General features: G+C 59.8%; 2 protein-coding genes and 1 pseudogene. 2 read left to right on the forward strand and 1 reads right to left on the reverse strand.

Translation table 11 applies throughout. The features are described 5' to 3' along the window. Window positions 1-1657: 1657 nt before the first annotated feature. Window positions 1658-2374 (forward strand): pentapeptide repeat-containing protein, encoded by a 717-nt coding sequence (locus tag NKH98_RS32675; RefSeq protein ID WP_352904289.1) that lies wholly within the window; start codon window positions 1658-1660, stop codon window positions 2372-2374. A 576-nt stretch (window positions 2375-2950) separates the two neighbouring features. Further along, window positions 2951-3072, forward strand: a pseudogene (locus tag NKH98_RS32680) (DUF4326 domain-containing protein); the annotation flags it as partial. 317 nt (window positions 3073-3389) lie between these two features. Here NKH98_RS32680 and NKH98_RS32685 read toward each other — a convergent pair. Continuing rightward, window positions 3390-4004, reverse strand: a complete 615-nt coding sequence (locus NKH98_RS32685; protein ID WP_352904291.1) for an alpha/beta hydrolase — start codon at window positions 4002-4004, stop codon at window positions 3390-3392. Window positions 4005-4182: the final 178 nt, after the last annotated feature.

Raw genomic sequence — 4182 nt, forward strand, 5'->3', positions numbered from 1 at the left:
TTAAGTCCCTCGCGCCTGTGACGCTCGGCACCGTGCTGATCGCAATCAGTCCGGCTTCATTGTCGGCTTCTGACGCTCAGGACCTCGCGTTCGCTCACGCTGACATGCCAATCAAACAGCTGAAAGACGTCTATTTGGATTGCGAGCGGGGAGGCCGCCGGTGCGCTGGGGACGGACGATGTGATGTACTGTTCGATGCGCGAGTTCCGACTAGGCGCGCGATAGCAGTTTGCGCATAATCAACGATGCATGGCCTTCTGCACCGTGCGACGCGGCCCTGCGATCGACCACTTCGAACCATGTTTGGACCGCGCACTTCGCCGATCAACGCAGTAACCAACCCGCGGAGTTCCGCGAGCGACAGCCTTCAAACGAATCAGTCGGTGGTAGTCACGCATAGGGTGAATCACGAACGCGCTCGCCTGCAAACCCCTTCGCCCGGAAATCTGCCCCGGTTACGCGGTTCGCCAGCAGACTGAGAAGGAGCGGCTTCAGTCGATCGCCGATGCTATTTGTTATCTTTGTGCCGAATGGCAGCTTTGCGCCCCGATTTCGCCCGTTCGACTATATCGTTCGAACTCCCGAAAGCTGTCGGGGCTCCGGCCCTCTCAAACCCTCCACCGCCGTTGTCGCGCATGTGCCGCGTGCCACCTGCCGTGCTTTCAGCGAGCCGACCTTACCTCCAGTCTGGAACCTAGCAGTCGCCCAACTGGTTCAACCTTCCGCCACGGCCGGGCAGGGGAGGGCGTGCAAAACGGTAGGCGCGACCTAAGAAACGGTCGCGGTTCGAGTCGGTAGAGGGATACCGCCAATACAGTGCTGTGACCGAGTTCGTTTGCTGACGGGGCCTCTTAATCAGCGCAAATAAGTCCGACTCCGGACTCCGCAACCAGTTTCAGCATAAATCACTAATAGTCGCGATCTGACCAAAGCCCCGCCGGAAAAAAACGGCAAGGCCTTTTCCACGGCAGGTTTGGCGAAGCGCGGAAGGGCACTCGGCCGCCCACGTAACCGGCATGCACGGTGAAGACGAGAAGGACGCTCTTCCAAGCGCGGAGTTCGAATCCTCCCTCACCGAAAACGGCGTATTCGCGGCACGTCAGCTTACGACACAAATATGCGGGGTTGATGGTTCGACCTGGTAGATGGCAGAGATCAACTTCGGCCTCGCTAAGCGAAGTCGTGGGGTTTATCCGACAGCGGAATCAGGATACGCGACGAGCACCCCGTGCCGGGTCAACCTCGCCGTCGGCAAGTACCGATCGGTGCGGAACCAAGCGGATTCACGCTTGTCGGCAGCGGACGCCGGCGGTGGCGATCAGCACCCGAGCAGGCTCCTCATTAGCAAGACAAACGTCCAGAGCGGAGGCCAATCTTGGCACGCGACTGCGCCATCCTGAACGACCGCTCTCCTCGGCTTAGTCAAACATACCTGCGGAATGATGCGCCTGGCCGGTGACAAATGAATCTCTGCTGGACCGCGGATGATATGGGGAGGCGCTCGCAAATCGCGCCCTACGCGCGGGTTGATCGGTTGATTAACATCAAAGCTTGAATATCAGAAATGCGCCAACTGTGACGGCGGTGGTCACCGTGGCTCGAGTGTCAGCAGATGTGGTAAGGTTGAGTGTCGGCGAGTAGCAGAGGTCGAGCAACAATGACTTTGAGGCGAACCAGAGCTTACGGCGCATCCGGCTTGGTTCTAGCGGTTTGCACTGTGTTTGCTTGGCAGAACGCCGCTGCCGCTCAAAATTGCGACGCAGCCGCGACGCCTGGCGTCAATTGGCAAGAGTGTGACAAGAAGCTTCTCATCCTAGATGGACAGGACCTGAGCGGGGCGAACCTGTTCGGTGTTGATTTCACTTCGACCGACCTCAGGAACACCAATCTCCGTGCGGCAAATCTTGAGAAGGCAACTCTTGTGCGTGCTTCCCTGGCCGACTCGACCGCCAAAGGCGCCCGGTTCGACAGAATCGAGGGCTACAGGACCGACTTCAGCCGTATGGACGCGCAGGGCGCTGTGTTTGCGAGCGCGGAAATGCAGCGCTCGAATTTCCAGGACGCCAATCTGACCAATGTTGATTTCACAAAGGCAGAATTGGGGCGTGCGCAGTTCCATGACGCCGATATCAGCGGCAGCCGCTTCTCGTTTGCCAATCTCGCACGGGCGGACTTCCGAGGAGCGACGTTCACCGCGCCGATAGACTTTGACCGCGCCTTTTTCTTTCTGACCCGTATCGAGGGCGTCGACCTTTCCAATTCGGTGGGTCTGTCCCAGTGGCAGCTCAACATGGCTTGCGGAGACGCCCGGACCGAGTTGCCTTCTGGCCTGACGAGGCCTGAAGATTGGCCCTGTCAATTCCAGCAGGAATAGTTGTCGGCAAGCGAACCGCGGCAATGCTGCGCCCGACAGGATGAAACTGAGAACCCCTATGTCATCGTTTGCGCTATATAACTTTTGCGACAGCCGGGGGCGGATGAATGGAATCGGGCGTATTTCTCCACTACCCACGCGGTCCGAGGCGGCAGAAATGGGGCCGAGCAGACCGTCCGCTGCTAGGGTACCCAGCACGCGAGCGGACATGTGAGACCTCGGTGCGAAGGTCCGGGATCAGGCCCATTGCGGACGTACGTGTTGGTTCGCCTGTTGGCGCCGAAGCGCCTTATCGTTCAGTCTCGCGGCACACATAGATCAAATGAACCGTATCGTCATCGATCAATGTGCTCGACACCAGTTGCAGCGGAGGCCTTGCTTGCCCCTGCCGAGCACGAACGGCCTCACGTGCAGGTGATATTCCTCGATCAGGCCGGACTGGAGGGCATGGTATCGAAGCGCATCGGCAGCGCCTGGCTGAACTGGATACGGATGTCCAGCGGGATGACGCCCAGGAACTCGCGGCGCTCCTCGACGGCCATCTCGCGCAGATCGTGACCGTTGACCGTTGAGGTGCAGGCGCTGCTCGCCGGCCTTCTGCGCGTCGGCGCCGATCCCGATATTGAGGCGCTGGAGCGAACATGCCAGTTCGTCGCCGAGAACGCCGACGGCTGCGCAACAAGAACCTCGCCTGCTGGCGCCTTGGAGTGAAAGAAACGAACCCCCTCCCTCGCTCTTGGCCCGTAGTTCCAAGCAGGCACTTGCTGGCGGACCTATTGAACCAAAAGACCTAGCAACGAACTGAAATCGACAGGGTCCCTTCATAGCGGAATTAGTCGCGCTAGGGGCCCGTAAGTCACCGTGTCGTGCCTTGGCGCACAATGGCATGTGGATAGCTAAGTTTGACCCGCGGCAAGCGTCGCTGGATGGTCACGAGAGGGCGCCACTCGCACAGTCCTAAGCGACAGCGCACACTAGGCGCGCTGCCACCGCTATCGAGACATCGCCGTCACAGCTACCGCACCGATTTTGCAGCGTCGATGATCACGTCTGCGACCGAACGAGGTTTGGTCAACATGATCAAGTGATTGCCCTCGAGCTCGGTGATATGCGCTTTGATGGCCTTGGCCATCGAACCTTCGAACGCCGGCCGAATCGCACCGTCAGCCTTCGCAACCACGAACCAACTGGGCTTGGTCTCGGACGCCGCCCGGGTCAGCCGTTCGTCGAAGAGACGGGCCGCCGATGGCTGCTGCGTCGCCGCGAGAACCGCAACCTCCTCGGGCGTCGCGTCCTGAGCGAAATACTTGCCCAGCCCCTCCTGGGGTACGGTCAGGAAGTCGCCGCTGTCCTTCTGCAGGGTCGACGTCCAAGGCGCCGGCGGACTTCCCGCCGTAGCGCTGGTGACTGACTGGCCCTTCGGCAGGGCGAAGGCGGCAACGTAGACCAAGACTTTGACCTTGTCCGCCGTTCCGCCCTCGGTGATCACCATTCCGCCCCAGGAGTGGCCAACGAGGATCACATCTCCCGGCGCGGCCTCGATGGCCCGTTCAGTGGCAGCGACGTCGTCTGCAAGCGAGGTCAGTGGGTTCTGGACGGCAACGACGCGAAGTCCGGCGCTCTGCAGCAATGGAAATGACCTTGCTCCAGCTGGAGCCGTCTGGGGGCGCTACCACATATGCATGATTTACTAGTTATTTCAGTAACTTATTCTGAGCGGCCCGAGACATAGGTGACGATTTGTACCGGACACATAGTGTAGTGCACCCCGATTCTGAGACACGAGAAGGGTAACAGTTCTCCATTAA

This window comes from Mesorhizobium sp. M0833 (genome assembly GCF_040319905.1).
Classification (GTDB): domain Bacteria; phylum Pseudomonadota; class Alphaproteobacteria; order Rhizobiales; family Rhizobiaceae; genus Mesorhizobium.